The sequence below is a fragment of the Halarcobacter sp. genome (assembly GCF_963675975.1).
Lineage (GTDB): Bacteria > Campylobacterota > Campylobacteria > Campylobacterales > Arcobacteraceae > Halarcobacter.
In genome coordinates, this window is the sequence record NZ_OY780939.1 from 777,167 (window position 1) to 803,986 (window position 26,820).

Below are 26,820 nucleotides of genomic sequence, written 5' to 3' on the forward strand. Positions count from 1 at the left end.
TACTATGAGTTGTTCTTGTACATCAAGTAGTACACAAGATAGTTTAGAGCAAGAGGTGATGGATAAAATCAATAACCATCCATGTTATAGTGAAGGTGCACACCAACATTACGCGAGAATTCACGTTGCGGTTGCTCCTGCATGTAATATACAATGTAATTACTGTAATAGAAAGTTTGACTGTTCAAACGAATCTAGACCAGGGGTTACTTCAAACAAATTAAGTCCAGAAGATGCTGTTAAAAAGGTATTATATGTTGGTGGTGATATTCAACAACTGTCAGTTGTGGGAATTGCTGGACCAGGAGATGCTCTTGCAAATCCTAAAAAAACATTTGATACATTTAGAATGTTACACGAAAAAGCACCTGACCAAAAACTTTGTTTATCAACAAATGGACTTAGACTTCCAGATTATGTTGATGAGATGATTAAATATAATGTTGACCACGTTACAGTTACAATCAATTCTGTTGATGAAACTGGTGAAATTGGTGCAAAAATTTATCCATGGGTTCACTGGAACCATAAAAAAGTATTTGGGGCTGAGGGTGCAAAAATTCTTTTAGAACAACAACTTAAAGGTATTAAGATGTTAGTTGAAAATGGAATTTTAGTAAAAGCAAACTCTGTACTTATTCCTGGTGTAAATGACCAAGAATTACCAAATGTTGCTAAAAAACTAAAAGAACTTGGTGTATTTTTACATAATATTATGCCTCTACTTTCAAAAGAAGAGTATGGTACTTATTATGGATTAAATGGACAAAGAAGTGCAACTGACCAAGAGGTTATGGCTGCACAAGAAGCATGTGGTATGGATATGAAACTTATGAGCCATTGTAGACAATGTAGAGCTGATGCTGTTGGTCTAATTGGTGAAGATAGAGGTGAAGAGTTTAATCCAGATGTATTCCAAGATATGACATGGGAAGCTTTAGAAGATCAATATGATATTGAAGCTAGAAAGAAAAAACATGAAGTTATTGAAAACTGGAGAGCTGCTTTAGAGCAAGCAAATGATAGAATCAAAATTGAACAAGCTTCTAAAGAAGAGTTAAGCTCAACTGGTGAGACTAAACTTGTAGCTGTTACAACTGCTGGTGAAGGTACAATTAACTTACACTTTGGTAGTGCAACTGAGTTCTTGATTTATGAAGTTGGAGATAAAGCTATCAAATTTGTAATGCATAGAAAAGTTGAAAATGCTTACTGTAAAGGACCTGAAGATTGTGATGGTTCTTATCCAATTGAAGAGATTAAAGATACACTAAAAGATATTGATTTACTTCTTACAGAAAAAATTGGGGATTGTCCTCAAGGTGAATTACAATCAATCAACTTAATAAGTGATGATTCTTATGCACTTCAACCAATAGAAAAATCAGTATTTGATGCAGCAAAAAAATATTTCTTTGCTGAAAAAGAATCTGAACAAGAATTAGGGTAAACCCTAATTCTTTATTATGAAAAATCCAAAAATAATCTTACTAAAAGGTAATGGACCAGTTTCTATAAACAATGAATTATTGGAACTTTATCCTGTTACTACTTGCCATGGTGCAATTGGTTTCCCTCTAAAATCTTTAAGAGCTGATAAAATATATTTTGTTAGAAAGATAGATGAGTTTTGGGAAATAGAAAAAACAATCAAAGATAAACCTTGCTGCTTTTTATACTCATATGAAGAGTTAGATGAGGAAGATTTAAAGAAAATTCACTCACCAGAAAAATTAAATTTAAAATAAATGGAATAGTTTTTGCATATTTATCTTTAATTCAACAAAAGGTAAATTGATGTTACTTATAAACGATACAACTTTAAGGGATGGAGAGCAAGCTCCATACGTAGCATTTAATACTCAAGAAAAACTAGATATTGCCCAAAAGCTTTATGCTGCTGGTGCAGATGAACTTGAAGTTGGAATCCCAGCAATGGGTCAAAAAGAACAAGATGATTTAAAAGAGATTTTAGGTCTAAATTTACCTATAAGAATAATGAGTTGGAACAGAGCAACTTTAAATGATTTAGAAGCATCATTAAAATGTGGATTAAAGGCAGTTGATTTATCAATTCCTGTATCTGATATCTTAATTGATGTTAAATTTAAAGGTGACAAAGAAAGACTTTTAAGACAGCTTGAAACTGTTGTATTAGAAGCAAAAAAAGAAGGGCTGTTTGTATGCATCGGGGGAGAAGATTCAAGCCGAGCTGACATAAGTTTTTTAAAAGAGCTTATGAGTTTAGGTAAGAGTTTAGGTGCAAACAGATTTAGATATTGTGATACTGTTGGTATTTTGACACCTCACAAAACTTATGAAAATATAAAGGAGTTGTCATCTTCAAATCTTTTAGATATTGAGATGCATACTCATAATGACTTTGGAATGGCAACTGCTAATGCCATTGCTGGGTTTGAAGCTGGAGCTTATAGTTGTAACACAACTGTTATTGGTCTTGGTGAAAGGGCAGGAAATGCTTCTTTTGAGCAAGTATTAATGAGTCTTGCTAGATTATTTAACAAAGATGTATCAATAAACTCTGAGAGCTTAAAATCATTAGTTAGAACAGTAAGCAGTGCATCAAATAGAAGAGTAGATACTAATTTACCTATTATAGGTGAGTATATATTTTCACATGAATCTGGTATTCATGTAAATGGGATGATGAAATCAAAATCTTCATATGAACCATTTACTCCAAAAGAAGTTGGCTTAGAGAGATGTTTTCCTATAGGTAAACATTCGGGTACTTCTACTTTACTTTACCATTTAAGATCTGTGGGAATTGAACCTGAAAAAGAAGTTTTAGAAGCAATCTTACCTCTGGTTAGGGAAATTGTAACTAATAGAAAAAGAGTACTAGATGCTCAAGAATTAAAAGAGTTATACCTATGTTCGTCGGTTATTTAAGAAACGATTTTGAAGAGGATATTCAAGGGATACTTGAAAGTGATAAACTTTTTGAGTTTGAACTTCTAAAACAAACTTATGAAGCTTATCCTCAGTATTGTTTTGCAGCATATGAAGATGGAAAGATTGTAGGTGTTATAAGTGCCTATGAGTTTCATAAACATATTTTTATAAATGTTATAAAAGCTGTAAAAGAGCATGAAGATGTTTTAACAAGATTATTAAAACTACTTATTCAAAATACAAGTAGTATGAATATTTTTGTTTTAATTGAAAATAAGCAAAAACATTATGTGGAAGCTTTTAATTTTCAAGAGCATTCTTTATTTGTAAGATTTCTTCATAGTGGAGAGGCTGTGCCGTTTAATTTTTCAAACTCTATAGCTAAACAAGTTAGTGGAGATGATTATGAAAATGTGGCAAAAAGAATTGATAAAGAAGTTTTTATGGATAACAGAGAAGAGTATATAAAAAATGACTGTACTTTCTCAAACTCATTAAAACTTTCTACACAAACAGGTTTTTTACACTCATATGTGGTAAATAAAAGACATATAAGAATCTCACCATGGCTTATGCAAAGTGAATCTTATTTAGATGCAGAAAAACTTCTTAGAGGAGTTTTATATTATAGAGGTTTAAAGAAAATTTTTGGATATGCTCCAAAAGATGTAAAAGAGATTACAGACCTTTATGAGAGTTATAAATTTAAAAAAGATTTAACTTTTTCACTTATGTATTTAGGTGAAAAACCAGATTTAAAACTTGAAAATTTATATGCAATTTAATCTAAAAAAGGAGGAATTATGGCTGGATTGACTGACGAACAAAAAGAGAAAAAGAAAGAGTTAGCAAAGTATAAAAGAAAAGTTGTTGAACTTGCAGGTGTTGTTCATGATATAGTAGAAGATACTATCTGGACAGATTATGATAAACTACCTGATCTTAGTGAAAAAATTGCTGTTGCTATGAAAGATGTTAATGATTTTAAAGAGCAACATCCATATTTAAAATAGAAGTTATACATGGAAGATTTAAAAAATAAAAGAATCTGTGAATGTGGTGAAAAAACTATTGAAGAAGCCATTGAGATTTTTAAAGGAACAGATCTTCCTTATAAGAAGGCTAAGAAGCTTGTAACAGGTTGTAGTAAAACTTGTTGTAGGAAGCCTTTGATGGCTTTGTATAATATGGTTGATTTTGGTTTTGTTGATTATGAAGAGATATCTTTTTTAATAGATGCTATGAATGATAGATTAAAGGGTTAAGATGAGAACTGATATTGATGATTTTATTAGATGGGTTAAATCAAGTGGGTTAACTGCTACTATTTCAACTCATATAGATGATATTAATATGATGACACATCTTGATTTGTCAAAAAAGAAGATTAGAGAGTTACCAGAATCTTTTGGAGTTTTAAAAAACTTAACTGTTTTAAAACTTTCAAATAATAGATTAAAAAAACTTCCTGACTCAATAGGAAAATTAGAAAAACTTAAAAATCTTCAATGTGAAAACAATCTAATAGAAGAGTTACCATCTTCGATTGGCAATTTATCAAAATTGATGATTTTAAATCTAAATGGTAATCGTTTAGAAGTTTTACCAGAAGAGCTTTATAGCTTAAAGGCTTTAACTAGACTTACTCTTGCTGCAAATAAGATTAAAGAGTTGTCTGAAGGTTTAGGAAATTTAACTAGACTTTTATATTTGTCATTGGACACAAATGAGCTTGAAGAGTTGCCAGATTCATTTACTAATATGCAATCTCTTTACTATTTAGACTTATCTTTTAATAAGTTAACTTATCTTCCAAGCTCTATATCTAAAATAGAAGAGTTAGAAACACTTCTTTTAGAAGGGAATCATCTTAAAAATCTTCCCTCTTTAGAGTCCCATGATATGTTAATAAAACTTGATTTAAGTGATAACTCACTTAATTCTTTGGATTTTAATGTAAGTAAATTAGAGGATTTGAAAATTTTTATTTTAGATAATAATTTTTTAAGTACACTTCCAGATGAGATTTGTAGTCTTACAAAATTAACCAATCTAAGTGTTAGTTCAAACTCTTTAGTTGATTTACCTGAAAATTTAGGTGCTCTTCAAAATCTTGAAGAGTTAGATATAGAAGATAATGAGATTGAAATTTTACCTCAGTCACTTAGTAATCTAAAGTCTTTAAAAAATCTTTATATAGATAATAATAAGGACTTAAAGAAACCTCAAGGGCTTGATTTAGAATTTTGTGATGTAGATTGAGAAAAGGAGAAGAAAATGAGTAATAATGAGACTATGGAGATAGAAGTATTAGAACTTCTTCAAACAAATGCAAATGATGATTATGCTAAAAATACTTTAGCACCTTGGATAGCAAAAACTTCACTTAGAATGGGACACCTATATTCAGATTTAGGTTTAATTAGTAGAAAAGAGATGGGAAGACTTATGACAAATAACTTCACAGCTTTAGCATCTGTTAAACCAAAAGAGATTAGATGGAAAAAGTTTATTTATGATTGTATTGGTAAAACTGCACCTGCATGTGCAACATGTAAAGATATAACTAACTGTTTTCAGTGTTCATTGGCATCATAAGAGTTTAATCATTAAACTCTTTATAGATGTCTTTATTTTTTGAATATATTTTGTATATAACACCTTTATATACAAATTCTAAATAGTTAGCTTGTAGCCATAATCTGTAAGAGCCAGTACTATTTATTCGTTCTTGGGAATCTAGGGTTTTATTTAAATAAGCCTCTGCTGTGTTATCATCAATTCCATAAATAGGGTCACCAACTATTCTATGCCCTATTGAATAAAGATGTACTCTTATTTGGTGTTGTCTACCTGTTATTGGTACAAGCTCTACTAAAGATATATCTTTGTCTTTATTATATTTTAGAGGTTTAACATGGGTTATTGAACTTTTACCTTCATCTTGTTCACAGGTGGTCATTCTGACACCTATTAATTTACCCTCTTTTTTTAAGTTTTTATCAATAGTTAATTCTTTTTCAACTTTACCTTCAACAATTGCCAAATAAGATTTTTTGTACTCTTTTTTCTCAAACATGGTAGCTAGTGCATTTGTAACTTTTTCTGTAAGACCTACTAATACGAGTCCTGAAGTTTCTGCATCTATTCTGTGTGCTTGGTTTGCTTTATCTCCAAAGTGGTATCTTACTTCATCTAAAAGTGAATATTCAGTTTTTTTTGAAATTGGATGAATCATTAAATTTGAAGGCTTATCAAATATAGCAAAATCTTCAAAAACAGCTAAAGGTTTTAGACCCCTAGAATGCCCCTCAAATAGTGCAATATAGATAAAATCATCTCTAATCTCTTCTGATAGTAAATATGGTTTTTCTTCCATGTCAAAGACTCTTGCTCTTGCTAGTAAACGGCTGGCATTTCGGGGTTTTAAAGCTACTTCTTGCATCAATGCAATTTGTATTTTTTTACCTTTTTTAACAGAAAATTTTTTTAAAACAAATGGCAAATTAATTCCTAAAATTTAAGTAAAAAGTAAACAAAGATTAAACAAAATCTTTGGCTAATTTTGATAGGATATCATACTTAAAAATTAGAAAAACTTAGATAAAAATTACTCAAATATAGATAACAAGGGATTACTAGATGGTTGAAAGATACGCCAGAGAAGAGATGAGCTCAAAGTGGACACAAGAAGCAAGATATGCAGCATGGCTTGAAGTTGAAAAAGCAGCTGTAAAAGCTTGGAATAAAATTGGACTTATCCCTGATGAAGATTGTAAAAAAATAGTTGAAAACGCTACTTTCTCAGTAGAAAGAATAGAAGAAATCGAAGCAGTTACAAAACATGACTTAATCGCATTTAACACAAGTGTTTCTGAATCACTTGGGGAAGAGTCAAGATGGTTCCATTATGGAATGACTTCTTCAGATGCAGTTGATACAGGTGTTGCTCTTCAAATGAGAGACTCTTTAAAAATCATAATTGAAGATGTTAAGATGTTAATGGAATCAATTAAAAAAAGAGCTGAAGAACATAAGTTTACACTTATGGTAGGAAGAAGCCACGGTATCCATGGTGAGCCTATTACATTTGGACTTACACTTGCTGTATGGTATGATGAGGTAGCACGTCATCTTAAAAACTTAGAAGAGACTATGGAAGTTATCTCTGTAGGTCAAATCTCTGGAGCTATGGGTAACTTTGCTCACGCACCACTTGAACTAGAAGAGTATGCGATGGCAGAATTAGGTCTTAAACCTGAGCCTTGTTCAAACCAAGTTATCCATAGAGACAGATATGCAAGACTTGCAACTGCTTTAGCACTTTTAGCTTCATCGGTTGAAAAGTTTGCTGTTCAAGTAAGACACTTACAAAGAACAGAAGTTTATGAAGCTGAGGAATATTTTGCAAAAGGACAAAAAGGTTCATCTGCAATGCCTCATAAAAGAAATCCAATTTTAACAGAAAATATCACTGGACTTGCAAGAACAATTAGAGCTTATGCAGCGCCAGCTATGGAAAACGTTGCATTATGGCACGAAAGAGATATTTCACACTCATCAAATGAAAGATTTTGGTTACCAGATGCATTTATTACAACTGATTTTATGTTACACAGAATGAACAATGTAATTGCAAACTTAACTGTTATGCCTGAAAATATGATGAAAAATTTAAACTTAACTGGTGGTTTAGTTTTCTCTCAGAGAGTTTTACTAGAATTACCAAAAGCAGGAGTAAGTAGAGAAGACGCTTATAAAATTGTTCAAAGAAATGCTATGAAAGTTTGGGAAGAGATCCAACAAGGTAAACCTACAACAAACGAAAATGGAGAATCTTTATACTTAGGACACTTATTATCTGATGAAGATTTAAGAGCTAAATTAAGTGAAGAACAAATTAGAGAGTGTTTTAACTACGATTATTATACAAAAAATGTGGATGCGATTTTTAAAAGAGTATTTAAATAAAAACAAACGAATTTAGATTATAAGGCAATAATATGGCACTAATGATTCAAAAAAGAAACGGAAGAAAAGAAGTTTTAGATATTACTAAAATTCAGAAAATGACTATTGAAGCAACTCAAGGTTTAGTTGGGGTATCTCAAAGTGAGCTTGAACTTGATGCACAAATTAAATTTATTGATGGAATGAGTTCTTCAGATATTCAAGATGCATTAATTAAAACAGCAGTTGAAAAAATTGATATAGATGTTCCAAATTGGACTTTTGTAGCAGCTAGATTATTTTTATTTGACCTTTATCATAGAGTTGGAAAAGCAACACATGGTATTAAAGGTGAGCCTTATTGCCATTTAAAAGATTATTTAAAATATGGAAAAGAAGCAGGAAGATTAATTCCTAACTTAGGTGAAGGTTACGACTTAGACGATTTAAATAACCATATTGATCCAAGTAGAGACTTACTATTTAATTATTTAGGTGTAAAAACACTATATGATAGATATTTAATCAAAAATAAAAATGCAGACCCAATTGAACTTCCACAACAAATGTTCATGGCTATTGCAATGTTTTTAGCTCAAGATGAAGAAGACAAACAAGAAAAAGCAAAAGAGTTTTATGATGTAGTTTCAAAATTTGAAGTTATGTTAGCAACTCCTACTTTATCAAATGCTAGAACAAACAGACACCAATTATCATCTTGTTATATTGGTTCATCTCCAGATAATATTGAAGGTATCTTTGATGGTTATAAAGAGATGGCACTATTATCTAAATATGGTGGTGGTATTGGTTGGGACTGGAACCAAATCAGAGCTTTAGGTGGAGTTATTGATGACCACAAAAGTGCTGCTGGTGGTGTAATTCCATTCTTAAAAATCACAAATGATATTGCTATTGCAGTTGACCAATTAGGTACAAGAAAAGGTGCAATTGCAACTTATATTGAGCCATGGCACATGGATGTTGAAGACTTTATTGTATTAAAGAAAAACTCAGGTGAAGAGAGAAGAAGAACACACGACTTATTCCCTGCACTTTGGATTCCAGATTTATTTATGGAAAGAGTTTTAGAAGATGGTTACTGGACTTTATTTGACCCTTATGAAGTAAAAGATTTATCTGAACTTCACGGAGAAGAGTTCAAAAAAAGATATGAAGAGTATGAGCACGATGAAAATACTACAAAAGAGAGAATGAAAGCAAAAGATTTATGGAAAAAAATTTTAACTTCATATTTTGAATCTGGTTCACCTTTCCTTTGTTTTAAAGATAATGCAAACAGAGCAAACCCTAACTCTCATGTTGGGCATATTAGAAGTTCAAACCTTTGTACAGAGATTTTCCAAAATACAAATCCTAACTACTACAAAATCAAGTTAGAGTATGTAGATGGTACAATTGAAACTTATGATGAAACAGATATCATCGAAGTTGATGGTGGACAAAAGAAAAAAGCAAATAAAATTACAGCTCTTGATTCAATAAATGGTAAAAGAGTATTTATTGTAGAAAAAGAGAAATACGATGGAGATACGGCAGTTTGTAACTTAGCATCAATTAACTTAGGAAGAGTAAACACTAAAGAGGATATTGAAAGAGTTGTACCAACTGCAATTAGAATGCTTGATAATGTTATCGACCTTAACTTCTATCCACTTAGAAAAGTAAAAGCAACTAACTTAAAATCAAGATCAATAGGTCTTGGTGTAATGGGTGAGTCTCAAATGGTTGCAGAAAGCAAACTTGTATGGGGAAGCAATGACCACCTTAAGAAGATTGATTCTGTTATGGAAACTATCTCTTATAATGCGATTAAATCTTCATCAGAGTTAGCTACTGAAAAAGGTGTTTACCCAACATTTGAAGGGTCTAATTGGTCAAAAGGGATTATGCCACATGACCATACACCACAAGCAGTTAATGCTTTAGTTGAAAAAGACTTATTTGATGGTGGATATGATTGGGATGCACTAAGAGAGCAAGTTAAAAAAGATGGTATGAGAAATGGTTACTTAATGGCTATTGCTCCAACATCATCTATTTCTATTCTTGTTGGAACTACACAAGCTATTGAGCCTGTATACAAAAGAAAATGGTTTGAGGAAAACTTATCAGGACTTATCCCTGTAGTTGTACCAAACTTATCTCCTGAAACATGGACTTATTATACTCCAGCTTATGAAGTTGACCAATTAGATATTGTAAGAGCTGCTGCTGTTAGACAAAAATGGATAGATCAAGGTCAAAGTACAAATATCTTTATGTCTTTAGATAAAGCAAGTGGTAGATACTTACACGAAATCTATACTCTAGCTTGGAAGCTAGGATTAAAATCTACATACTACCTAAGAAGTCAGTCTCCTGAAGCTGTAAATGATGTAGAAGATAGAAGTATGGAGTGTGCAGGTTGTCAATAAGATAACCTCTTCCTACTTCACCTATAAAAACATATGATATATTAATAAATTAAGAGGTTTAGCCGATGTCAAGAAAAACGATATACAATCCAGAGTCAAGAGAGACTTTAACTGAAAGAAGAATATTTGGTGGAAATCCAGATGGTATGATCAACTTTACAAGAATGAAATACCAATGGGCTTTAAATCTTTGGGATATGATGGAAGCAAATACTTGGTTCCCAAGAGAAGTTCAAATGACAGGTGATGCAAAGGATTACAAATATCTAACAAAGCCTGAAAAAAGAATGTATGATTTAGTACTTTCTCAACTTATTTTTATGGACTCATTACAAACAAATAACCTAATGGATAATATCAATCCATATATTACAGTACCAGAGATAAATGCTTGTCTTTCAAGACAATCATATGAAGAAGCTAACCACTCAAAATCTTATGCAGTAATGGTTGAATCTATTTCTGACAATACAGATGAAATTTATGATATGTGGAAAAATGATGAGAAGCTAAAAGAAAAAAATGATTATATTGCAGCAGTTTATAAAAACTTAGCAGGTGATATCACAGATGAAAAAATCGTTTTAGCAATGTTTGCTAACCAAATCCTAGAAGGATTATACTTCTACGCAGGTTTCGCAGCTATCTATGCACTTGGTAAATCAGGAAAAATGTTAGGTTCATCACAAATGATTAGATTCATCCAAAGAGATGAAGTAACACACCTATTACTTTTCCAAAACATGATTAACTCAACAAGAAAAGAAAGACCTGACTTATTCACACCTGAGTTAGAGCAAACAGTAAGAGCAATGTTCAGAAAAGCAGTAGACCTAGAAGCATCATGGGGAGCATACGTAACTCAAGGACAAATCCTAGGGTTCACGGACGCAATTATAAGACAATATATCGAGTATCTAGCAGATAGAAGACTAGAAGCAGTTGGATACGCTCCAATGTACAATGTGAAGCACCCTATTCCTTGGGTTGATGGTTATGCTTCATTTAATGACCAAAGAACGAATTTCTTCGAAGGAAACGTAGTTAACTATAGTAAAGGTAGTATCGACTTCGACGACTTCTAAAAGAGATTTTCTAAAGTCTCTTTTTGCCAATCTCTACGTTGGCGCTTAAATTTTATGGACTCACTTACTTCTAGTAAGCTCCTCCATAAAATTCAATCACCGCCTTGACCTTAACAAAAATAAACATTATAAAATCTCTTTTATTCAATATAATTATTTTCAACTAAAAAATTTTCACCTTTATCTGTTAATATATATCCAAATTTAGTTCTATTAGCAGAAATTTGTTTACTTACAGAATTAATATATCCATTACCACTTAATTGTTTTATTATATATTTTGTCTTTAATTCATTTATATTTAGTCTTTCTTTAATTTCTTCTAATGAAAACAATTCTTTGTAATTTGGGACATATAGTTTCATTACTTGCTCTTCTAGTAGATCAATATTAGGTTTTAAATTATTTATTTGTTGTTTTAATTGTGTAATCTCTTCTTTTTTATGATTTAATTCATTAAAATAGTTATCTGAGTCATATCTTAATCCATCTATTTGATTATCTTTAGAAATAATTGTCTTTTCAAATGATTCAATTTTTGATTGATACTCAAGCATTAAAGTGTCTTTTTTTTCAATAAAAGATTTAAGTTTTAATATTTCACTATCTTTCTTCTGAAATTTATTATCAAAACTTAACTCAAGTTCTATAAATTTTTGCTGTAATTCTCCAAACTCTTTTTTTGTAAGTACTTTACCATTACTTATTTCTTTTAATTTATTTTGATGCCAAATCCAAGCTTTATGAATTAAATTACTAAAGAATGGAAAAGCTAAAATATATAAAAGAGTAATACCTGAAGGAATTAAAAATCCTTGTATTGGTACATCAACATTTAGAATAGTAATTATGTCTTCTTTATAAAGATTGTCAATTTCTAAAAATTTTGTTTTTGAATTTAATTTATTATCAAATAGTATAACTATCATTTTGTAATTAAAAATTAACCAATAAAAAATAAATGCACCAATTAGTGGGCTTGAAGTTCTTTCATATAAATGAGCTTTAAAAGAGTTGATAATATCTTTCATAATATCTCCATAAAAATAATGAAATATTTTACCAAAATGATATTAAATACGGCGTTAACTCCCCGACTTTGTTGAAGCCGGAAGGTTTTTAATTATTTTCGGAAAAGCCTGAGAATGTCTGAGAGAAAAAGGTGACTGAATGTCACGTTTTTATTGAGTTTCGCAAGGCAGAAAATAATTACAAACCTGTAGGGAACTTTAGCTTCAACAACGTGTCTGGTTGCTTTTTGCCATACTTTTTTACAACTAAAAAGTATGAAAGCGTACTCACCCCTGTGAGTACAAGAGACAAAAGAGGAGTGTCCAACTCCTCATCCCCAACACAGCTTTTATCTAAAATACATAAATAACTTTAAATTCTAAAATTAAATTCTCCGACTATTAAAACTTTTAATTTCCCTTATACTAAAATTAGTATTATGGAAATAGGAAACAACACATCTACCTTCGGCTACAATGTCGACTATTTTTCAAGAGCAACTGCTCAACAACAAGCTGTAACGGACGAACAAGGGGTGCAGCAAGATTCAAGAGGTCTTGAAAAAAATGAAGCCTCTAATGAGTCTAATAACAATGAGCAAGAGCAAACAAGTAATGATCCTACCCAATTAACAAATGAAGAAAAAGCGTATTTATCTGAGCTTAGAGGAATAGATAGTAAAGTAAGAGCCCATGAAGCTGCTCACCAAAGTGGTCCTGCTGCTGTAGGTGGGGCTAATTTTACATATACTAAAGGACCAGATGGGGTTATGTATGCTGTAGCTGGTGAAGTTCCTGTTAGTATTGAAACAGGTTCAACTCCCCAAGAGAGTATTACAAATCTACAAGGGGTAATTGCTACAGCTTTAGCACCTGCGGATCCTAGTCCACAAGATTTATCTATAGCTTCAAGGGCTAGAGTGATGATGATGCAAGCTCAGCAAGAATTAGCCCAAGAGATACAAGAAAAAGTATCAGAAAGTAGTGGCTATACAGAAAATGCCAAAGAGCAATATGAACAAAATAGCGGCACTCAAGATGATGAGGAAGAGCAAACTTCTATAAGTGCATAGTTTATGCTATAACTTTATTTCTTCCTGTATTTTTAGCTTCGTATAGTTTTTTATCAGCCCTTGCTATTAATTCATCTAGTCTAGTATCCTCTTTTATTAAAGAATCAACACCACAAGAAACTGTAAATTTTATTGTTTTGTCATCACTTATAACTTCTAAATTTTCTACTTTTTTTCTAATCTCTTGGGCTACTTTGTAGGCATCTTCTTTTTTTGTAGCTGGTTGTAAGATAACAAACTCTTCCCCTCCAACTCTTGCAACAATATCTGAAGATCTTCTATCTCTTTTAAGAAGTTTTGCAAAGCTTTTGATAACTTCATCTCCTGCTTTATGTCCATAAATATCATTTATAACTTTAAACTTATCTATATCAAAAAGTAAAACACTAATATCACTATTGTCTCTTTTTGCAAGACTTATTAGTTTATTACTTATTTCAAATAGAGGTCTTCTATTATATAAATCTGATAGGTGATCTTTATTTGCTAGTATTTCAAGTTTTTTCTTTGATTCTTCAAGCTCTTTTGTTCTTTCCTGAACCCTTAGTTCTAAACTGTTTTTAGCTTTTTGTATAATTATAAGTTTTTCCTCTTCTAATAGTTTTATTTTATATGCTAAAGCAAGTGAAAAAAGAATCATCTCTAAAAAAGAACCTACCATTATTCCATGTCTTGATAAATGGTTATATTCTAAAAATCCAAAAGAAGAAAGGGAAAATAGTGTTGCAAGGGATAAGAAAAATCCTTGGGCAAATAGGTAGAATATAGCTATTCTATTTCCCTTTTTATAGCTTAGAAATCCAATATATAAAAGAAAAGGTAAAACAAGTGATGCTGTTGCATTCATAAGTGTAATTGCTGGTTTAAAATTAAATATACTCCAAAGAGCTAAAATAAAATAAAAAATTGCAATTGCATTTATGATATTATAATATTTTTTTGACTGCTGTTTTATATCTAAAAGGGAATTTGTAAAAAGACTTAAAAAAACTATTAAAAGTGGGATAGCCGTTCCTATTAGATAGTAAGATTCTTTGCTAAAAAATATATCAAAAGGAAAAATTCCACTCATAGATGTTTGCCATGATATTAAACATATAGAGTATAAAACGTAAAATAGATATGTTGTATCTTTTGTATAAAAGAAAATCATTAGATTATATAAAGCAAGAGAGAGTAAAGAACCTATCAAAAATGCATATACTGTTGTATAGTTGTATTCAAAACTTTCTAATTGGGTTTTATCATATATATGAAAAGAGTTAAACATAGGATATAAAGAGCTAGTTTTTATATAAATAGTTATACTTTCATCTTTTTCTATAGTGAATTCTAAATGAGCTCTTTCAAGTTTGTTTTTTTGTCCATCAATAAAGTATCCAGGTCCACTTTTTTTGTGTTTTATTAGTTTATTATCTTCTGTTAACAAGTATAAATCTACTTTATCTAAGATATTTTCAGACATTTTAATATATCTTTTAATATCTTCATTGCTTTGGTTTTTTATTTTAAATTTATACCAATAAGTAGAGTTTGTAAATCCATTGCTAATATGGTTATTTACAGTTTTAAAATTGTCTATTTTTGTTATCTCATCTAATGTTAGTTTTGAGTTCTTATCTTCATATACTAAAACATTAAAATTATCAATTTTTGTTTCATTGTTTATTAGTATATTATCCTGTGCAAATAGTGTTGAACAAAATAAAATAAATACTAATACAAATTTATTCACTTTCTTACCTAATTGATTTTTTGTATTTTATCTAAAAATAACTCTATATAAATTAATATCTAGTAGTTATTTTGGCTTTTTACGATAATTTACGAGAAAGAATAATTATTTACAAATTTGTAAAGGTGAGTAAAACTCTACCTACTATATGGGTATTTTCTTTTTTATAAACTAGATGTGAAAAATCTGGGTTTATGGAGATAAAAGTATTTGAGTTTATATTATACTTTTTTACCCACATTTTATTTTCATGATAAACTATATAAATGGCATCTTTTACTAACTCTTTTTGGGAAATGTCTGCAACTATAACTGCCCTGTCATTTATAACAGGTTGCATAGATTCTCCATCTACAAGAAGAGCAAAAAGAGACTCCTCTTTAAACTCTTTAGTAATTAAATGCTTTGAGAAGCTTAATTTTTTTACTTTGTTATCATCAAATATATCTGTATATTCTAAATTTATATTTTCCATATTTGAAGTTTATCTAGCTATATATTAATCAAATATAAAAGGTATAATTGAAGCAACAAGTAAAAAAGCCATAAGGATATTAAAAGGTGAAGCTACTTATTATCTTCCTATTCAATATATTTGAGTTTATATAGATATTTATTATTAAAAATTAATTCTAGATTAAATAATCTTCCTAATTACAAAAATATAAAAAAGATTTTTATAATTTTGTAATAATTGTTATAACAATTTTTTATCAAAGGATTTTAGATGAAAGTTTTAGCAAAAAGATACGAAGATAATCTATTTTATTCAGCATTAACAATTGCACATTTTGGTGCAGCATTTGTTTTATATATTTCAGTATTTAGTTAAATAACAAATTGTTACCAAGTTGAAATTATTTATTAATAAAATTCTTTCAATTAAAACAAGGAGAGAATTATGTTAATAGAAAAATATGAAAATACTATTTTATTTTCTTCAATGACTTTTTTTTATTATCTAAGTGGATTTCTATTTTATATAGCAGTTTATTAAGATTTTAAATTTACTGAAAGTATAGGTTTTTTATACAGTAAGAAGTTTCTTACTTGAGAAGAATTAATCCATAGTAAAAAAAGTATAGATTAACATACCATTTGTAAGTACCCCTACTGTAATTAAAGAGAATAGTTGAAGGCTTACAATATCAATTTTATCACTCATTTTTTTTCCTTTTTTTATTATATCTTATAATTATAAAATAAAAAATAATTTTTTAAATAAGTATAAAAAAGTATTTCTAACTCTTAAATAATTTTTAAGAATAACTTAAAATTTTGTTTCATCATGGTAAAACTCATTTACATCATTAAAACCTTCTAAGAAATAAAGAAAAAATGTAACATCTTCAATCTCTTCTTCTGTTATTTTGCCCTTCATACTTGGCATAGTATCAAAGTGTCTTATAACCCCTTCAAGACAGATTGTTTTTGCTTTATCAGGATTATATAGATAATCTTTTACAAAATCAGTAGTTTCCATCAGATGAAACTCAATATCACCTCTGTGACCAATTTGCTGTTTTAATCTAAAAGATATCTCATTTCCTGTGGGAGCTTTTAAATTTAATAATTTATTATCCTCTTCTATAAAGTTTTTCATTAATAAAGGTATAGGCATAGATTTTCTATGACATTCACTACATTTATTATCAAATATCTTTTCACCAATGTTATATCTGTCTCTATCGAACTCATCAGGTAGAGCGAATAAAAGATTTATGAAAACCAACAACATAATTAAAACTTTCATGACAACTCCTTTTTGCAATATATTTAATTATAAAATAAAGAAAATATTTATAACTTATAATCAAAAACTAAATAAAAATACTTATTTTCTTATTTATTTATACATTTTTGATAATTAATAAGATAAAATGTACTGAAAAAACTAAAGAGAATAATATGAGTTCAGAAAAAAAAGTGATTTTTTTATTATTATTGTTGCTTACTCTAATTGTTTCGTGTGTATATATACATGCGCCAAAATTAGTAAAAGATAGTGAAGCCGATGTTTCTTTTGAACCAACACAATTAGAAGTTGAACCCATAATTAACTCCTCAACCGATAAAATTATTGAAGAAAATAATAAAATTCAAAAAGAAGATAATAATTTATATAATAAAACTGAACAAGAACCAAAAGTGTTTGAAGTTGAAGCTAATATTGAAGAAAAAGCTGAAAATGATTTTGTTCAAGAATCTGTAGATGTTGTTAAGGAAGTTGTTGAACCCCTTTTAACTACGGCATCAAAATATATTAGAGAAAATGATGAGAAAAATATAGAAGACTTATCTATTGCTACACAAAAACTTCAAATTGAGATTAATGATTATGTAAAACAAAATCCAGTTATTTTTAAAAGAGCAGGATATAAAACAACTAAAAAAAGTGATAAAACAATCAAAAGGATTGCTCAATTTTTAGAGGATAATCCAAATATTAAAATGGAGATTGCAGGTCATACAGATGCTGCAGGTGAAGCAAAAGTGAACCAAGAGATATCTTTTGCAAGAGCTGTAACTGTTAAAAATAGATTAATATTTTTTGGTGTAGATAAAGATAGATTGATTGCAAGAGGTTATGGTGAAGATATCCCTTTAGTACCAAATAGTCCAAATGGGTATTCAAAAGAGAATAGAAGAGTAGAATTCAATATAGTTGAGGAATAAGAAGTGATAGAAATAGCATCTCAGATAGTTTTATGTTTAGTAATTGCCGCATTTTTAGGTTTCCTAATTGGTTTCTTAGTTGGAAAAGCTTTTGGTGGAGATAGAACACCTGTTTATAACAGTGTAACTTCTCATGGAGGAGCTGCTGCTGGGAATATTTATAATAAACCTTTGATTAGAAGTTCTCCAAGACCAACTGGTAAAGATAACTTAGAAGAGATAGAAGGTATAGATGAGCAATTAGAATCTAGACTTAATGAACTGGGAATTTATCATTTTGATCAAATCGCAAAATGGAATTCTAAAAATTGCCATTGGGTAGAAGAGTATTTCACCTTAGAGGATGATCAAATCAAAGAAGCAAAATGGGTAGAACAAGCTAAAAAACTATCTAAAGTTATTTAGTCTTGCTATTTATTAGGGTTTTGACACAAGTTTCAATCATATTGTAAACTTTATCAAACCCTTCAAATCCATTGAAAAAGTAAGGATCTGGAACATCCTCTCCCTCAAAACCAAAATCTCCAAGTTTTAAAGGGCTTTTACAACCTAAATTTTTTAAATTTGAAATATTGCTATCATCAAGACCAACAATTAAGTCAAATTCTTCAAAATCATTTTTATTTACTTGTCTAGCCTTTTGATTTGAGATATCAATTCCATTTTGTTTTGCAACTTTTATGGAATTCTCACAGGGAGCTTCTCCTATATGCCAACTTCCTGTTCCTGCACTTTCAATTTTAATATTTAAATTTTTTTGTTTTATATACTCTTTTGCTATACCTTCTGCAAGGGGAGAGCGACATATATTTCCAAGACAAACAAACAGTATTGAGTTTACTTTCATTTTTTCTTTAATCCAATATCAATATATTTTCTAACTTTTTTTATCTCTTCTTTTTCTAAGGTGTGAGAAATAAGCTCTTTTTTATCATCTCTTATCTCTTCGCCCCAAGGAGTTATTATTCCACTTCCTTTTGCCATATCCTCATTTGCACTATTTGCAGTTAAAACATAACATTGGTTTGCTATTGCTAAAGCTTTTGACATAGACTCAAAATGATTTTTTCTTTTTAGACCCCACATAGAAGGGTTTAAAATAAGATCAGCTCCTAAAACTTTTAACCATAATTGGGGAAATCTAATCTCAAAACAGATTAGAGAGGCTACTTTAAATCCATCAATATCAATAATTTTGATATTTTCTTCTTTCCCTGGAATAAAATATTCATGTTCATCTCCTAGAGGGAAAAGTTTATGTTTTGATTGTCTATGTATAACTTTACCTTTATGGAAAATATATAAAGTGTTATAGTAATCTATATCCTCTTTTTGAAGAAAAGTTATTGCAATAGTTTTATTCTCTGAAAGTTTTTTTATTTTCTTTTTTACTTTTTGTGTAAACTCGTCTGCTTCGTCCATTCTATCATAACAAAACCCTGTTAGACAAAGTTCAGGAGCAAGTATAAATGAGTTGTCATCACATGATTGAATTAACTCTTTTAAATGTTTGTAATTTGTTTTAAAATCATCTGTTGTTTTAGTTTGTAACGCTATTAATTTCATCTTTTTCTACTCTTATTTAAATTGTATATTTTTTCTATTGATATAAATTTATATTTTATGGAATTATATCATAATCATAACTATTTTCTAGTTTTAAAAGTTTGATTTTTTTATCCACACCTGAGGTATATCCTCCTATTTTACCACCACTTGCAATAACTCTATGGCAAGGGATAATTATAGAAATTGGATTTCTACCATTTGCATTTGCTACTGCTCTTACTGCTTTTGGATTTTTTAAAAGTTGTGCTTCTTCAAGATATGAAACAGTTTCTCCATAAGGAATTAATTGAAGTATCTTCCAAACACTTTGTTGAAAAGTTGTTCCAACAAGTTGTAGGGGTACAGTAAACTCTTTTCTTTTACCTTCAAAATATTCATCTAACTCTTTTTGTAGACATTCAAAAAATTTATTATGTGCAGGTATTACGTCTGCATTAAAAAATTTTTTCATTTTATTTAAGTCTTTTTGTATGGTTTCTTCATTTTGATTATAATAATTTAACATACAAATACCTTTTTGGGTTGATACGGCAAACATATCCCCTAAAGGTGTTTTAATAACTGTAGTAGCTAAGATGTTTTTTTTATCTGATTTGTAACTTCTCATTTAAATCCTTATATCTTTGAAATTATAACTAAGATATAATTATTTTTTTCAAAGGATTTTATATGATTGAATTAACAAACTTGTATATGTTTATTTTGGCTTCATTTCTTTTATGTTTGGCTCCGGGACCTGATAATATTTATGTTCTAACCCAAGGTATGACAAAAAGTAAAAAAGCAGCTATAGTTACTACTCTTGGACTTTGTACTGGACTTATTATTCATACAAGTGCCGCAGCCTTTGGTATCTCTGTTATTTTTAAAACTTCAGAGATTGCTTTTAATCTTGTTAAATATGTTGGTGCAGCATATCTTCTTTATATTGCATATCAAGCATTTAAACATAGAAATGAACCCCTTGATCTAAGTGTACAAAATAGTAAAACAGAATTAAAAAAATTGTATCTAAAAGGTTTTTTTATGAATGTTTTAAATCCGAAAGTTTCTATATTTTTCTTGGCTTTCCTCCCACAATTTGTAAGTACACAAAATGGTAATGTTCCTTTGCAAATGATTATTTTAGGTTTAATATTTATGCTTTTAACAATAATAGTTTTTTCAGTAGTTGGTATTGCAGGTAATATATTAAGTTCAAAGCTTACAAAAAATCCAAATATAGTTAAATATATGAATATATTAACCTCATTTGTATTAGGAAGTTTAGCTATAAAACTTGCAATATCATCAAGATAAATTATTTAATTATATATTTAATCTTTCAGGACTATAATAAATATAAAAATAGGGAGGAGAGATTATGTTTTTAAAAAAAATATTTATCACTTTAGTTGTCTTTGCAATGTGTTTATTTGGAAGTTCTAAAAGATATGATATACAATCAGGAATTGTTGAATATTCTATTGCAGGGCAAGGAAAAATTATGGGAGTTAGTTCTTCTTTAAAAGGTAATGCCAAACTTTTATTTAAGGATTATGGTTTAGTTGAAGTGGAAAAAGAATCTTTAACTGAAAATGTTATGGGACAAACTCAAACTGTGCAAGAGTTTTTAAAGTATGAAGATGGTCTGGTTTATAGTGTTGATTATGAAGAAAAACTTATTTATAAGCAAGATGTTTCAAAATTAGATAATTCTCAAACTGCAGCTTTAATGGGAGAATCTGGACTTAAAAGTATTGGTGCTAAAAAAGTAGGAACTGAAACTATATTAAAAGTTAGCTGTGATGTTTGGAAATTAGATGATATGAAACTTTGTTTATATAAAGGTATTCCTCTTAAGATTGAAACAAATATGATGGGATATTCTCAAACACAAATTGCAAAAAAAGTTGATTTTAATATAGCTATAGATGATAATGAGTTTTCACTTCCTAATTACCCTATCAAAACCATGGATAGTGTAAAAAGTGAATTTCAAAAAGAGATGGAAAATATGACTCCAGAAGAGAAAAAAATGATGGAGCAAATGATGCAAAATATGAAGATGTTTAATAATCAATAAGATAGGATTTCCTATCTTATTTGACCATTTCCATAAACTTTATATTTAAATGTTGTTAAATCGTTTATTCCCATAGGGCCTCTTGAGTGAAGTTTATTTGTTGAGATACCAACTTCTGCTCCTAATCCAAAGGCTCCACCATCAGTAAATCTTGTACTTGCATTAGCATATACACAAGCTGCATCTACTTCATTTAAAAATTTATTTACTATTGAGTAGTTTTCACTTATAATTGATTCAGAGTGCCCTGAACCATATTTACCTATATGAAAAATAGCTTCATCTACATTTTTAACTATTTTAATATTTAAGATATTTGCTAAATATTCAGTATCATAATCTTCATGTGTTGCACATTGAATATCTATATATTCCCTTGTAAGCTCACACCCTTTTAAAACTGTGTTTTCAGCAACAAAAGCTTCATGTAAAGGTGGTAATATATATCTTGCTACATCTTGATGCACAAGTAATGTTTCCATAGAATTACAAACACCTGGTCTTTGAACCTTTGCATTTATAGCAATATTTATTGCTTTATCATGGTTTGCATCTTTATCAATATAAACGTGACATAATCCTTTATCATGTTTTACAACAGGTATAGTTGAGTTTTCACTAATATATTTTATAAGTGCTTCTCCACCTCTTGGTACAATTAAATCAACATATTTGTCTTGTTTAATTAGATTTGCAACACCCTCTCTACTTGAATCAGGTAAGAGTGATATAGCTTGTTCTGGTAACTTGTTTTTTGCTAATACATGTCTTAATACATTTGCTATAGCATGGTTTGAGTTTTCAGCTTCTTTACCACCTTTTAATACGCAGGCATTTCCACTTTTAAAACATAAGGCTGCTGTATCAGAAGTTACATTTGGTCTACTCTCATAGATTATACCAATAACTCCAATTGGTATAGAAACTTTTTGAATATTTAATCCATTTTCAGTAACCCATCCATCAAGAGTTCTTCCTACAGGTTCTTTTAATGAAGCTATTTCTCTAATTGCATTGGCCATCGCTTCAACTCTTTCACCCGTAAGTTGTAATCTATCTAAAAGGGCTTCAGATAAGCCACCTAATTCACCTTTACTCATATCTTTTGCATTTGCACTAACAATAAAATCGCAATGCTCCATTAAAGCATCAGCCATCTCATTTAAAACTCTATTTTTAACTTCCCCACTTAAGGTAGCTATTTCTCTACTAATTTTTTTTGTTTCTTCTAAAAATTGTTGCATTTTTTGTCCTAGTTGATTACAATTTTGATAATTTTATCTAAAATTTTCTTTTTTTAAACTAGAAGGATAGTATTGTAAGTAATATTATCTTGGTAGTAGAAGAGTTCTACTACCATAAAATCGTATTATATTATAATTGTGCGCTAATTTTATCAGCAAGAGCTTGTTTTGGTTGTGCACCAATAACTTGGTCAACAATCTCTCCATTTTTCATAATTAAAATAGTTGGTACTGATCTTACTCCAAATTTAACTGCTAAGTCTTGTTGTTCATCAGTGTTTACTTTACAAATGTTTGCTTTTCCTTCAAAATCTGTTGCTAATTCATCTATAACTGGAGAAAGCATTCTACACGGTCCACACCAAGGAGCCCAAAAGTCTACTAGTGATACACCCTCACCTACAGTTGATTCAAAATTTTCAGTTGTTAATTCAATATAATTCGCCATAAAAGTCCTTTATTATTTTTTAAGTGGAAAAATTTTATCCTAATATTTTACAAATGTCAAGTATATACTAAAAAGTTTTATAGTTACTTTTAAGTTACTATTAAAACTATATTTACTAAAATTAAATAAAAAGTAGGACTTTATTATGGAAACTAAAGAATACAATTGTTTTTTTCAATTAGCTACAGATATTATAGGTGGAAAGTGGAAGTCTATTGTTCTTTGGGCATTAAAAAAAGATGTAAAAAGAAATGGCGAATTAAGAAAAATTATTCCAAATATTAGTCAGAAAATGTTAACTCAACAATTAAGAGAATTGGAAGAAGCGGGTGTTGTTGATAGAATTGTATATCCTGTTATCCCACCAAAGGTTGAATACAAACTAACAAAAAGTGGTGAAAAACTTATTCCCATATTGGAGCAATTACACGATTGGGGCAAAGAGTATGCCAAAGATAATAAAATAGATATTATAAAAGATGCAAATTGTGTTATAGAGTAGATTTACTCTATAACTTTACTAAATATCTTCCTACAGCTTTTCCTGATAAAAGATTATTATATGCTTCTTGTATCTCTTCAAGGCTTATTTGAGTTGTTAAATCCTCTAATACATCTACATTGAATTCATTTGCAAGTTTTTCCCAAGCAGCAGCTTTTTTATCTAATTTACACTCAACAGAATCTATACCTATAAGTCTTACTCCTCTAAGTATAAATGGAAAAACATTTGTATTTAATTCAAATGATGAGGTTAAACCACAACAAGTTGCTACTCCATCGTATTTTATCACTTTTAGAGCTTCTGCTAAGATATTTCCACCAACTGTGTCTACTACTGCATCATACTTTTCACTTCCCATTGGTCTTTTATTTTCTATATCAAAATCTTTTCTAAGAATTACCTCTTTTGCACCTAAAGATTTTAAAAAGTCAATTTTTTCCTCTTTCCCTGATATGGCAGTTACATTAAAACCTAATTTACTTAATATAGCAACAGCTAAACTTCCTACTCCACCTGTTGCACCAGTAACTAATACTTCACCTGTATTTATTCCATTGTTTAGTAACTCATTTACACTAAGTGCAGCTGTTAAACCAGCAGTACCATAAGTCATAATCTCTTTATCACTTAAACCATTAGGAATTTTTATTACCCATGATGCAGGCACTTTTACATATTCACTATGTCCACCATTAGTATTCATACCTAAATCATAACCTGTAACCAAAACTTTATCACCTACTTTAAATAAATCACTTTTTGATTCTTCAATTACTCCTGCTACATCAATTCCTGTAATATGAGGAAATACTCTTGTAACTCCTGGATTTCCAACAGAGCTTAGTGCATCTTTATAGTTTAATGAAGAGTAAGTTGCTTTTATTAATACTTCATTCTCTTCAATAACTGGAATTTCAATATCTTGTAAACCGGCTGTAAACTCTTTGTCTCCACTCTTTTCTACAATAAATGCTTTCATATTTATCCTTTTATTTTTTTATAGTATAACTTTAGCTAAAATATATCAAAAGAACAAGAACTTACTAAAAAGAAAGGTACTATCTAAAAAGATACTATAGGAAAGATTATGACTAAGAAAATAGATATAGATAAAATTGAAGATTATGACAAATGTCCCGTAGAAACAGCAATAGATGTATTAGCTGGGAAGTGGAAAATATTAATTTTATGGTATTTAAGAAGAGATATAAAAAGATTTAGTGAATTAAAAAAACTGTTACCGCGAACTACACAAAAGATGTTAATTCAGAAATTAAGAGAGTTAGAAGAGGATGGTTTAGTTCATAGAGAAGTTTACCCTGTAGTCCCACCAAAAGTTGAATACTCTTTGACTGAATATGGAAAAACCTTAAAACCTATTATAAAACAGTTGTATTTATGGGGAGAAGTTCATAAGGAAAAGTTTAATAAATAAACTTCTTCTTTAATAGAAAATAGATTATGGCACTAATTCCTGCACTTGATAATATCATTGTCATAATCATTATTTGATATCTTACAGCTATTAAAGGATCAACACCACTTAATATCTGCCCTGTCATCATACCAGGAAGGGAAACTAGCCCAACTGCTAGTAAAGAGTTTATTTGGGGTATCATACATGCTTTAAAAGCTATCTCTCTTGCTTGTTCAAACTCTATGCCTCTTTGGGTTTCTTTTTCATACCTTTCAATTGCTAAAGATAAAGCATTCATTGTATTGGCAAATATCATACCAGCAAGTGGAATGATATATCTTGGTTCATAAGTATATTCAAGATTTAATACTAAGATTACTACAAATAAGTTTATTACACCAGATATTAGTATTGAAATAAGTATATGAAAATAATGTTTTAAAGATTTATCAATTGTATTTCTTAGTGCTATAAAAGTTGAAACTGCTATCATAAAGCAGATTATAAATAATCCCAAAAATATATTTTTTGATTCAAATATAAATATTAGAAGATAACCAATTGCAAGTAATTGGATTAACATTCTAATTGTGGAAATTATAATTTCACTTGAGTCTTTTGTCCATTTTTTGTAGTAGTACCACACAAATATCAATGGTACAAGTGTGAATAATAGATTGACAAAAGAGATATTTTGCATTTTATCCTCTAAGTAGGTCTTTTAAACTGTCTTTAGGGTTTTTACCATCAAGTATTAGTTTTACCTCTTTTGCAATGGGAGAATATATTGTATACTCTTCTGAGAGTTTAAATATAGCTTCTGCTGTTTTTACACCCTCTGCTACTTCTCCTAGCTCTTCTAGGATATCTTCTAGGGTTTTACCTTGGGCTAAACCTAAACCTACTCTATAGTTTCTACTAAGGGTACTACTAGCAGTTAAAAACAAATCCCCTGCTCCACTTAAACCTATAAAAGAAGATTTCTTTGCTCCAAATTTTTTCCCAAACCTTTGCATCTCTACTAAACCTCTTGATATTAAAGATGCTCTAGCATTGTTTCCTAAGTGTAAACCTTCACAAATACCACTGGCAATAGCTAATACATTTTTGTATGCACCTGCTATTTCTGCACCTATTACATCTGCACTATAATACACTTTTATAAAATCTGGGAAAAATGGTTTAAACTTATCATATACCTTTTTAGATGTAGAGTTTAAAACTAAAGCGCAAGGTAGGCCTTTTATAACTTCTGCTGCAAATGAGGGACCAGAGATGAAACCAATTGAGTTTTCAGGTACATACTCAGAATAAATCTCATTTAAAAATTCACCTGTACTAGCTTCTATACCTTTTGAAGCTACTAATACCTTTTGACCTTTTTTATATTTAAAGTTTTCTTCTAACCATTCTCTTATTTGTTGAGCTGGTATTGCAATTACAAGATATTGACACTCCAAGGCTTCTTCTAAGCTTACAAAGTTTTTAATATCTCTTTTTGTTCTTGATGTGATTAAACACTCTTGATTTTGGCTAAGTGCAAATTGTAGAGCTTGTCCCCATTTACCTGCACCAATAACTGCAATTTTTGCCATAAGTAACCTTTTTATGATTAATTTGATATGTGATATTATCTAAATCTTGCTTTTAAGTTTTTTCAGATGTTTTTTTAATTACAATTTTGTAAAA

31 protein-coding genes are annotated in these 26,820 nt (G+C 29.6%); 18 read left to right on the forward strand and 13 right to left on the reverse strand.

Annotation, left to right across the window (positions count from 1 at the left end; all coding sequences use genetic code 11):
- The first annotated feature begins 4 nt into the window (after window positions 1-4).
- Genes nifB through ACKU3H_RS03910 form a run of 8 tightly spaced genes read left to right on the forward strand, consistent with a single transcriptional unit; the run spans window position 5 to window position 5,514 of the window.
- Window positions 5-1,450: a nitrogenase cofactor biosynthesis protein NifB gene (gene nifB, locus ACKU3H_RS03875; protein WP_320035664.1), complete on the forward strand. Its 1,446-nt coding sequence runs from the start codon at window positions 5-7 to the stop codon at window positions 1,448-1,450.
- A 16-nt stretch (window positions 1,451-1,466) separates the two neighbouring features.
- A complete protein-coding gene (locus tag ACKU3H_RS03880) occupies window positions 1,467-1,748 on the forward strand; it encodes a hypothetical protein (protein WP_320035665.1) in 282 nt (93 codons plus the stop codon).
- 49 nt (window positions 1,749-1,797) lie between these two features.
- Complete coding sequence (gene nifV, locus ACKU3H_RS03885; protein WP_320035666.1) at window positions 1,798-2,913, forward strand: homocitrate synthase; 1,116 nt, start codon at window positions 1,798-1,800, stop codon at window positions 2,911-2,913.
- Window positions 2,895-3,701, forward strand: a complete 807-nt coding sequence (locus tag ACKU3H_RS03890; protein ID WP_320035667.1) for a hypothetical protein — start codon at window positions 2,895-2,897, stop codon at window positions 3,699-3,701. The genes nifV and ACKU3H_RS03890 overlap by 19 nt, the downstream gene beginning before the upstream one ends.
- Before the next feature lie 18 nt (window positions 3,702-3,719).
- Window positions 3,720-3,929 carry a CCE_0567 family metalloprotein gene (locus ACKU3H_RS03895; RefSeq protein WP_320035668.1) on the forward strand — a complete coding sequence of 70 codons (210 nt, stop codon included), beginning with the start codon at window positions 3,720-3,722 and terminating at the stop codon, window positions 3,927-3,929.
- A 9-nt stretch (window positions 3,930-3,938) separates the two neighbouring features.
- Entirely contained in the window at window positions 3,939-4,181 is a 243-nt protein-coding gene (locus ACKU3H_RS03900) for a hypothetical protein (protein WP_320035669.1), read from the forward strand.
- A gap of 1 nt (window position 4,182) precedes the next feature.
- On the forward strand, window positions 4,183-5,178 hold the full coding sequence (locus ACKU3H_RS03905; protein ID WP_320035670.1) for a hypothetical protein: 996 nt from the start codon (window positions 4,183-4,185) through the stop codon (window positions 5,176-5,178).
- A 15-nt stretch (window positions 5,179-5,193) separates the two neighbouring features.
- A complete protein-coding gene (locus ACKU3H_RS03910; protein ID WP_320035671.1) occupies window positions 5,194-5,514 on the forward strand; it encodes a nitrogen fixation protein NifQ in 321 nt (106 codons plus the stop codon).
- 4 nt (window positions 5,515-5,518) lie between these two features.
- Here ACKU3H_RS03910 and ACKU3H_RS03915 read toward each other — a convergent pair whose 3' ends face one another.
- A complete protein-coding gene (locus ACKU3H_RS03915; protein WP_320035672.1) occupies window positions 5,519-6,421 on the reverse strand; it encodes an RluA family pseudouridine synthase in 903 nt (300 codons plus the stop codon).
- Between the two features lie 137 nt (window positions 6,422-6,558).
- Here ACKU3H_RS03915 and purB point away from each other — a divergent pair, with 137 nt between their 5' ends.
- From purB to ACKU3H_RS03930, 3 genes are all read left to right on the forward strand, one after another.
- On the forward strand, window positions 6,559-7,887 hold the full coding sequence (purB, locus tag ACKU3H_RS03920; protein WP_320035673.1) for an adenylosuccinate lyase: 1,329 nt from the start codon (window positions 6,559-6,561) through the stop codon (window positions 7,885-7,887).
- 32 nt (window positions 7,888-7,919) lie between these two features.
- The gene (locus ACKU3H_RS03925; protein ID WP_320035674.1) at window positions 7,920-10,304 is read left to right on the forward strand and encodes a ribonucleoside-diphosphate reductase subunit alpha; all 2,385 of its coding nucleotides are present in this window, start codon (window positions 7,920-7,922) and stop codon (window positions 10,302-10,304) included.
- 65 nt (window positions 10,305-10,369) lie between these two features.
- Window positions 10,370-11,389 (forward strand): ribonucleotide-diphosphate reductase subunit beta, encoded by a 1,020-nt coding sequence (locus tag ACKU3H_RS03930; protein ID WP_320035675.1) that lies wholly within the window; start codon window positions 10,370-10,372, stop codon window positions 11,387-11,389.
- Window positions 11,390-11,529: 140 nt separating this feature from the next.
- Here the strand turns inward: ACKU3H_RS03930 and ACKU3H_RS03935 are convergent, their stop codons facing one another.
- Window positions 11,530-12,420: a hypothetical protein gene (locus tag ACKU3H_RS03935; protein ID WP_320035676.1), complete on the reverse strand. Its 891-nt coding sequence runs from the start codon at window positions 12,418-12,420 to the stop codon at window positions 11,530-11,532.
- Window positions 12,421-12,839: 419 nt separating this feature from the next.
- Here ACKU3H_RS03935 and ACKU3H_RS03940 point away from each other — a divergent pair, with 419 nt between their 5' ends.
- Entirely contained in the window at window positions 12,840-13,472 is a 633-nt protein-coding gene (locus tag ACKU3H_RS03940) for a putative metalloprotease CJM1_0395 family protein (protein WP_320035677.1), read from the forward strand.
- 1 nt (window position 13,473) lies between these two features.
- Here the strand turns inward: ACKU3H_RS03940 and ACKU3H_RS03945 are convergent, their stop codons facing one another.
- The 3 genes from ACKU3H_RS03945 to ACKU3H_RS03955 all read right to left on the reverse strand — a co-directional run bounded on the left by ACKU3H_RS03945 (window position 13,474) and on the right by ACKU3H_RS03955 (window position 16,960).
- A complete protein-coding gene (locus ACKU3H_RS03945; protein WP_320035678.1) occupies window positions 13,474-15,207 on the reverse strand; it encodes a diguanylate cyclase in 1,734 nt (577 codons plus the stop codon).
- Between the two features lie 109 nt (window positions 15,208-15,316).
- The gene (locus tag ACKU3H_RS03950; RefSeq protein WP_320035679.1) at window positions 15,317-15,682 is read right to left on the reverse strand and encodes a S24 family peptidase; all 366 of its coding nucleotides are present in this window, start codon (window positions 15,680-15,682) and stop codon (window positions 15,317-15,319) included.
- Between the two features lie 795 nt (window positions 15,683-16,477).
- Window positions 16,478-16,960, reverse strand: coding sequence for a hypothetical protein (locus tag ACKU3H_RS03955; RefSeq protein WP_320035680.1), 483 nt, complete (start codon window positions 16,958-16,960; stop codon window positions 16,478-16,480).
- A gap of 155 nt (window positions 16,961-17,115) precedes the next feature.
- Here ACKU3H_RS03955 and ACKU3H_RS03960 point away from each other — a divergent pair, with 155 nt between their 5' ends.
- Window positions 17,116-17,883: an OmpA family protein gene (locus tag ACKU3H_RS03960; protein WP_320035681.1), complete on the forward strand. Its 768-nt coding sequence runs from the start codon at window positions 17,116-17,118 to the stop codon at window positions 17,881-17,883.
- Between the two features lie 3 nt (window positions 17,884-17,886).
- Entirely contained in the window at window positions 17,887-18,288 is a 402-nt protein-coding gene (locus ACKU3H_RS03965; RefSeq protein ID WP_320035682.1) for a hypothetical protein, read from the forward strand.
- On the opposite strand, the gene ACKU3H_RS03970 is transcribed toward ACKU3H_RS03965, so the two are convergent.
- Genes ACKU3H_RS03970 through ACKU3H_RS03980 form a run of 3 tightly spaced genes read right to left on the reverse strand, consistent with a single transcriptional unit; the run spans window position 18,281 to window position 20,059 of the window.
- Complete coding sequence (locus ACKU3H_RS03970) at window positions 18,281-18,730, reverse strand: low molecular weight protein-tyrosine-phosphatase (protein WP_320035683.1); 450 nt, start codon at window positions 18,728-18,730, stop codon at window positions 18,281-18,283. The genes ACKU3H_RS03965 and ACKU3H_RS03970 overlap by 8 nt on opposite strands.
- Window positions 18,727-19,449 carry a carbon-nitrogen hydrolase family protein gene (locus tag ACKU3H_RS03975; protein WP_320035684.1) on the reverse strand — a complete coding sequence of 241 codons (723 nt, stop codon included), beginning with the start codon at window positions 19,447-19,449 and terminating at the stop codon, window positions 18,727-18,729. Before ACKU3H_RS03975 ends, ACKU3H_RS03970 begins: the two co-directional genes overlap by 4 nt.
- Before the next feature lie 55 nt (window positions 19,450-19,504).
- On the reverse strand, window positions 19,505-20,059 hold the full coding sequence (locus ACKU3H_RS03980; RefSeq protein WP_320035685.1) for a methylated-DNA--[protein]-cysteine S-methyltransferase: 555 nt from the start codon (window positions 20,057-20,059) through the stop codon (window positions 19,505-19,507).
- A 62-nt stretch (window positions 20,060-20,121) separates the two neighbouring features.
- Between ACKU3H_RS03980 and ACKU3H_RS03985 the strand changes: the two genes are divergently transcribed.
- Window positions 20,122-20,751, forward strand: a complete 630-nt coding sequence (locus tag ACKU3H_RS03985) for a LysE family translocator (RefSeq protein ID WP_320035686.1) — start codon at window positions 20,122-20,124, stop codon at window positions 20,749-20,751.
- A gap of 64 nt (window positions 20,752-20,815) precedes the next feature.
- Window positions 20,816-21,517, forward strand: coding sequence for a hypothetical protein (locus ACKU3H_RS03990; RefSeq protein ID WP_320035687.1), 702 nt, complete (start codon window positions 20,816-20,818; stop codon window positions 21,515-21,517).
- A gap of 11 nt (window positions 21,518-21,528) precedes the next feature.
- Here the strand turns inward: ACKU3H_RS03990 and ACKU3H_RS03995 are convergent, their stop codons facing one another.
- Both ACKU3H_RS03995 and trxA read right to left on the reverse strand, forming a co-directional pair.
- Window positions 21,529-22,761 (reverse strand): glutamate-5-semialdehyde dehydrogenase, encoded by a 1,233-nt coding sequence (locus ACKU3H_RS03995; RefSeq protein WP_320035688.1) that lies wholly within the window; start codon window positions 22,759-22,761, stop codon window positions 21,529-21,531.
- Between the two features lie 130 nt (window positions 22,762-22,891).
- A complete protein-coding gene (gene trxA, locus ACKU3H_RS04000; protein ID WP_320035689.1) occupies window positions 22,892-23,209 on the reverse strand; it encodes a thioredoxin in 318 nt (105 codons plus the stop codon).
- A gap of 145 nt (window positions 23,210-23,354) precedes the next feature.
- Between trxA and ACKU3H_RS04005 the strand changes: the two genes are divergently transcribed.
- Window positions 23,355-23,711: a helix-turn-helix domain-containing protein gene (locus tag ACKU3H_RS04005; protein WP_320035690.1), complete on the forward strand. Its 357-nt coding sequence runs from the start codon at window positions 23,355-23,357 to the stop codon at window positions 23,709-23,711.
- 7 nt (window positions 23,712-23,718) lie between these two features.
- Here the strand turns inward: ACKU3H_RS04005 and ACKU3H_RS04010 are convergent, their stop codons facing one another.
- A complete protein-coding gene (locus ACKU3H_RS04010; RefSeq protein ID WP_320035691.1) occupies window positions 23,719-24,693 on the reverse strand; it encodes a YhdH/YhfP family quinone oxidoreductase in 975 nt (324 codons plus the stop codon).
- Between the two features lie 108 nt (window positions 24,694-24,801).
- Here ACKU3H_RS04010 and ACKU3H_RS04015 point away from each other — a divergent pair, with 108 nt between their 5' ends.
- Window positions 24,802-25,149: a helix-turn-helix domain-containing protein gene (locus ACKU3H_RS04015; RefSeq protein WP_320035692.1), complete on the forward strand. Its 348-nt coding sequence runs from the start codon at window positions 24,802-24,804 to the stop codon at window positions 25,147-25,149.
- Here the strand turns inward: ACKU3H_RS04015 and ACKU3H_RS04020 are convergent.
- Window positions 25,139-25,831: an ABC transporter permease gene (locus ACKU3H_RS04020; protein ID WP_320035693.1), complete on the reverse strand. Its 693-nt coding sequence runs from the start codon at window positions 25,829-25,831 to the stop codon at window positions 25,139-25,141. The genes ACKU3H_RS04015 and ACKU3H_RS04020 overlap by 11 nt on opposite strands.
- A gap of 1 nt (window position 25,832) precedes the next feature.
- Window positions 25,833-26,726, reverse strand: coding sequence for an NAD(P)H-dependent glycerol-3-phosphate dehydrogenase (locus ACKU3H_RS04025; protein ID WP_320035694.1), 894 nt, complete (start codon window positions 26,724-26,726; stop codon window positions 25,833-25,835).
- Window positions 26,727-26,820: the final 94 nt, after the last annotated feature.